The 4230-nt window shown below is 50.5% G+C and carries 5 protein-coding genes; 4 read left to right on the plus strand and 1 reads right to left on the minus strand.

Annotated elements, in window-relative coordinates; translation table 11 throughout:
* Both RUA4292_RS08750 and RUA4292_RS08755 read left to right on the plus strand, forming a co-directional pair.
* Nucleotides 1-207, plus strand: a 207-nt coding sequence (locus RUA4292_RS08750) for an integrase core domain-containing protein (RefSeq protein ID WP_145974787.1), incomplete at its 5' end; no start/stop codon positions are given.
* 230 nt (nt 208-437) lie between these two features.
* Entirely contained in the window at nt 438-1478 is a 1041-nt protein-coding gene (locus RUA4292_RS08755) for a PLP-dependent cysteine synthase family protein (protein WP_058277265.1), read from the plus strand.
* 313 nt (nt 1479-1791) lie between these two features.
* Here RUA4292_RS08755 and RUA4292_RS08760 read toward each other — a convergent pair whose 3' ends face one another.
* A complete protein-coding gene (locus RUA4292_RS08760) occupies nt 1792-2076 on the minus strand; it encodes a hypothetical protein (RefSeq protein WP_058277266.1) in 285 nt (94 codons plus the stop codon).
* A gap of 234 nt (nt 2077-2310) precedes the next feature.
* On the opposite strand from RUA4292_RS08760, the gene RUA4292_RS24755 reads away from it, so the two are divergent.
* Both RUA4292_RS24755 and RUA4292_RS08765 read left to right on the plus strand, forming a co-directional pair.
* Nucleotides 2311-2457, plus strand: coding sequence for a hypothetical protein (locus RUA4292_RS24755; RefSeq protein ID WP_158506991.1), 147 nt, complete (start codon nt 2311-2313; stop codon nt 2455-2457).
* 92 nt (nt 2458-2549) lie between these two features.
* Nucleotides 2550-3686: a linear amide C-N hydrolase gene (locus RUA4292_RS08765; RefSeq protein ID WP_082637054.1), complete on the plus strand. Its 1137-nt coding sequence runs from the start codon at nt 2550-2552 to the stop codon at nt 3684-3686.
* The last annotated feature ends 544 nt before the right edge of the window (nt 3687-4230 follow it).

Consider the following 4230-nt stretch of genomic DNA (forward strand, 5'->3'; position numbering starts at 1 on the left):
GAGAACGGATTTTGTGAAAGCTTCAACGGTCGCATGAGGGACGAGCTGTTGAACGGGGAAATCTTCTACTCGCTCAGAGAAGCGCAGATCATCATCGAAGAATGGAGGAAGCACTACAACACCAAACGACCACACAGTGCACTGGGTTATCGCCCTCCGGCACCAGAAACCATCATCCCGATGGAACACAGGCCGATCATGCACTAACAATCACGTTGGACCCGTCAGATAGGGCTGCTCACTGCTGCGCGGCGCTGGGTTGTTGTCTGAACATCTACTCCGCGAACTGAGCCGATGTTTGCAACATCAGCAAAGGCTCGTAGTACAGGTTTTATGTAATGCCTTGGACCGAATCCGCCTATGTTGCGGTTCGATTGGAGTTTAGAAAGCGAACTGATACGGTTGTTGTCATTCAATGCAGAGGGCGAAGAGACGGAATGAGCGGATGGGTTTCAGAAGCAATCAGGAAGATCGAAGCCGATTATCAGCGCTCTGCAGATACGCATCTATTCAAGCTGGACATCCCGAAACTCCAGGATGTTGACATATATCTTAAGGATGAAAGTACGCATCCCACCGGGAGCCTGAAGCATCGCCTCGCGCGCTCATTGTTTTTATATGCCTTATGCAATGGAAAACTTGATTACACGACCACCATCATAGAGGCTTCCTCCGGAAGCACTGCAGTTTCAGAGGCCTACTTCGCTCGTATGCTCGGCCTGCCTTTTGTTGCTGTCATGCCGCGCAGCACAGCCAAGAGTAAAATCGACAAAATCACCTTATTTGGAGGCCAATGTCACTTCGTCGATAGCGCACCGCAAATGCACGACGCAGCTGTTTCCCTAGCTGAGCACACAGGCGGATACTTCATGGATCAATTCATGTACGCAGAACGTGCAACGGATTGGCGCGGCAACAACAACATCGCGGAAAGCATTTTTCTGCAGATGCAAAATGAACCCCATCCCATACCTCAAACGCTGGTAATGAGCGCAGGAACGGGAGGGACTTCAGCGACCCTTGGCCGCTACATTCGATACAGAGGTTATGATACAAATTTGGTTGTCGTAGACCCTGAGAACTCTGTTTTTTACGACAGCTTTGTTCAGAAGAACTCGGATCTCCAAAACTGTTCATCAAGTCGGATCGAAGGGATCGGACGGCCAAGAGTTGAAAAATCGTTTCAGCCTGATGTCATCGATTCAATGATCAAAGTGCCCGATGCGGCAAGTGTCGCAACAGTTCTGTGGTTAGAGAGACTAATTGGTCGCAGAGCTGGCGCATCGACCGGGACCAATCTCTGGGGGGCCTTGAGCGTTGCTAAGGAGATGATGAAGCAGGGCAGAGAAGGCTCAATCGTATCGATCATGTGTGATGGTGGCGATCGCTACATGGATACCTACTACCACCCAGATTGGGTCCGAGATGTCATCGGCGATATTGGGGACTTCACTGAAGAACTGAACCAGTGGTTGTGATCAGTATGGTTCTCGATGAACGTCCAACGGCAGTCGAAAGTCCTGTATTTTCAACCCTTCACTCAGCCTGCAGCACTCTCGTAGTTGGGCTCGAAGCAGACAAGTTGCCAATCATTACCTAATGCCATGCTTTTAAATCACGAACACCACTAGGAAGGTTTGGATTGCCGTACTGATTTGATCCGCAGACGAATTTGGCGCGTAAAAAGTAGGTACTGGGTAAGGGATAAGGCGTTTATCGATTTGTGCAGCAGGGGAACCTAATCGGTTTCCCTGCGACAAAATCGCGTCTATTCGATTGAAACAAACCTTTTTAGCCGCGCATTTTCTTGACGATTACTCCGACAACTATTTGAGCAATCATGCCGGCGACACCGCCGCCAACTAGGTTGCCGACCACGGCTCCAATATCCACCCCAGCGGCGGCATCCCCACCGGCCGCACCAAGCAATCCGCCAAGAACTTGTCCGCCCGCAACACCACCAACAGCACCAGTAATAAGGTTTCCCAAGCCACCCATGTTGCTGTTCGCTACGGCTTTGCCTCCGGCGCTACCGCCAATTGCCCCGCCAATCAATTGCGCAATAATCTGTTCCACGAAATGTCCCCCTATTTGATCTCGCCCTTAATCAGTACACCAGCAGTGGGTGGTGGAGTAGACATTATTTGCTGCTACGGTTCAGCGAAGTAGCACGGCGAGTTTCAATTATAGTTGGTCTGTGGGACCGGTTTGGGCTCACAGCAGACCTGCGGCGACGCAGCGCGTCGATACTGAAACCCGCTCCTAAAACAGACATTGCAAACTTCGAGATGATCTGGCTTTTTCACCGGGTTGACCCAAAGCGCCGACATTCAACTGTCGAAAGCTGTCGTTGGCACATTCGGGCTGACCGGCTGCTTTGAGCCCAAAGCAGTCAAGGGAAAACGCCCATTCTTGGTCGATGCTATCGACGAAATCGTACTTAGCGCTAAGTTCTAAGTTCGCAAAGGCGCTGCGTTCGGCCCGCACAAAGGGTTCATGCGGCACCCAAAAAGGTGCGCTTGATTGGTAACAGGTCAGCTGCTTTGGGTATGCAAAGCAAGGTAGTTCAAATGAGTTTTTTGCAAAGATTTTGTGGTATAGCTGTTGCTGGGTTTGTCAGTTTTGGCGCCAATATTGCAAGCGCTTGCACGTTTATCACACTCACAGGAGCTGATGGTACGGTAGTTGCCTCCCGGACAATGGAATGGGGTACTTTTGATCTGTCTCCCATGATGACATTTGTTCCTGCCGGAACTGAGGCCTCGGCAATGAAAATGCCAGATGGACAGGACGGTGCCAAATGGGTTTCAAAGTATGACGTGGCGGGTGTGACGATGCTTGGCCAGATGCTTTTTGGCGATGGGATCAACTCTGAAGGTTTGAACGTTTCGTTGCTGTATTTGCCAGGGTTCGCAGAGTATCAAGAATACGATCCGGATAAAGCAGGGATCTCGCTGGCCCCCGTCGATTTTGCTGGCTTCATGCTAGGCCAATTCGCTTCTGTGGCCGAAGTTAAGCAGGCGGTGGAAAAAATTCGCGTGGTGCCTGTTGTAACGCCAGAGCTTGGCGGCCCGGCGCCAGTGCACTTCTCAGTAACCGATAAAAGCGGCAATCAGATCATTGTTGAGTTTGTCGGCGGCGAAATGACAATCTATGATAAGACGTTAGGCGTGCTGACCAACTCACCACCGTATGACTGGCACATCAACAATGCGCGGAATTACATCAACATGCGATCCGTCGCTTGGCCTTCGGTTAAAGTCGACGGGATTGATCTTGCGCCAATCGGGTATGGAACCGGGATGCTGGGCTTACCCGGAGACTTCACGCCACCATCACGTTTTATCCGCGCACTGGCCTGGACTCAGACGTCTCGTCCAACCGATGGAGGAGAAGACACGGTACACGAGGCTATCCGCATCCTTGCCAACTTCCAGCTTCCCATGGAGGCGACTGACCAAAAGTTGAATCCTGCTGAACTGGAGGTTCTGAAGTACGGGGGGACGCAGTACACCGTGTCTTATGATCTCCAAAATTTGAAAGCTTATTATTATACAAGCATGAACCCCAACTTACGCAGTGTTGACTTCAAAAAATTTGATTTCGATGCGCTGTCGGCACCTTTGAAGATTCCAATGCGTGATCAATCGGCCCCGTTTGCAGTGGATGTAACACCAACTCGTTGAGGGCTATCTTAGCATCTAAAAAACTGACCTGAGCCGTTTTGACATATGAGATCCGCTGTCCAGACCAATTCCCCATGATGAAATCGAGAAGGGCTTTTAATACAGGCGGCGTTTAAAGGCTGATGGCGACTGGCTCGGTGTTTTTAATTGGGTTTGGCTTTGGAAATCTATTCGTTGGGCAAGGTATAGATAAAAACGGTAATAGTCCGAATAGTGGCCGCTGCAATCAGGCAGAAGCTAGTGGTGGCACGAGCGAGACAGCGATCGCTACACCGGCAATCGAGTTCTGAATTGCTGGCCGTGAATCCGCTCTATCGTGCACCTGGTCAAAGCGAAGAAAGCTTTCTGAGAGAAAACGTTTCGGACTTGGAAAACGCCATTGTGGCGCTTGGCCCAGAAAATGTTGCCGCTTTTATCCCTAAAAGGTAAGAGCGGTGCGCGTTCCGGTTTCCACTTGATTCAAAATCAATAACTTAGCGACTTCGTAAAGGAAGTGAGCCTCCCCATTTGAATGGGCCCACCGTTAAGATTAGGAAACGGAGGA

It is taken from the genome of Ruegeria atlantica (genome assembly GCF_001458195.1).
Lineage (GTDB): Bacteria > Pseudomonadota > Alphaproteobacteria > Rhodobacterales > Rhodobacteraceae > Ruegeria > Ruegeria atlantica.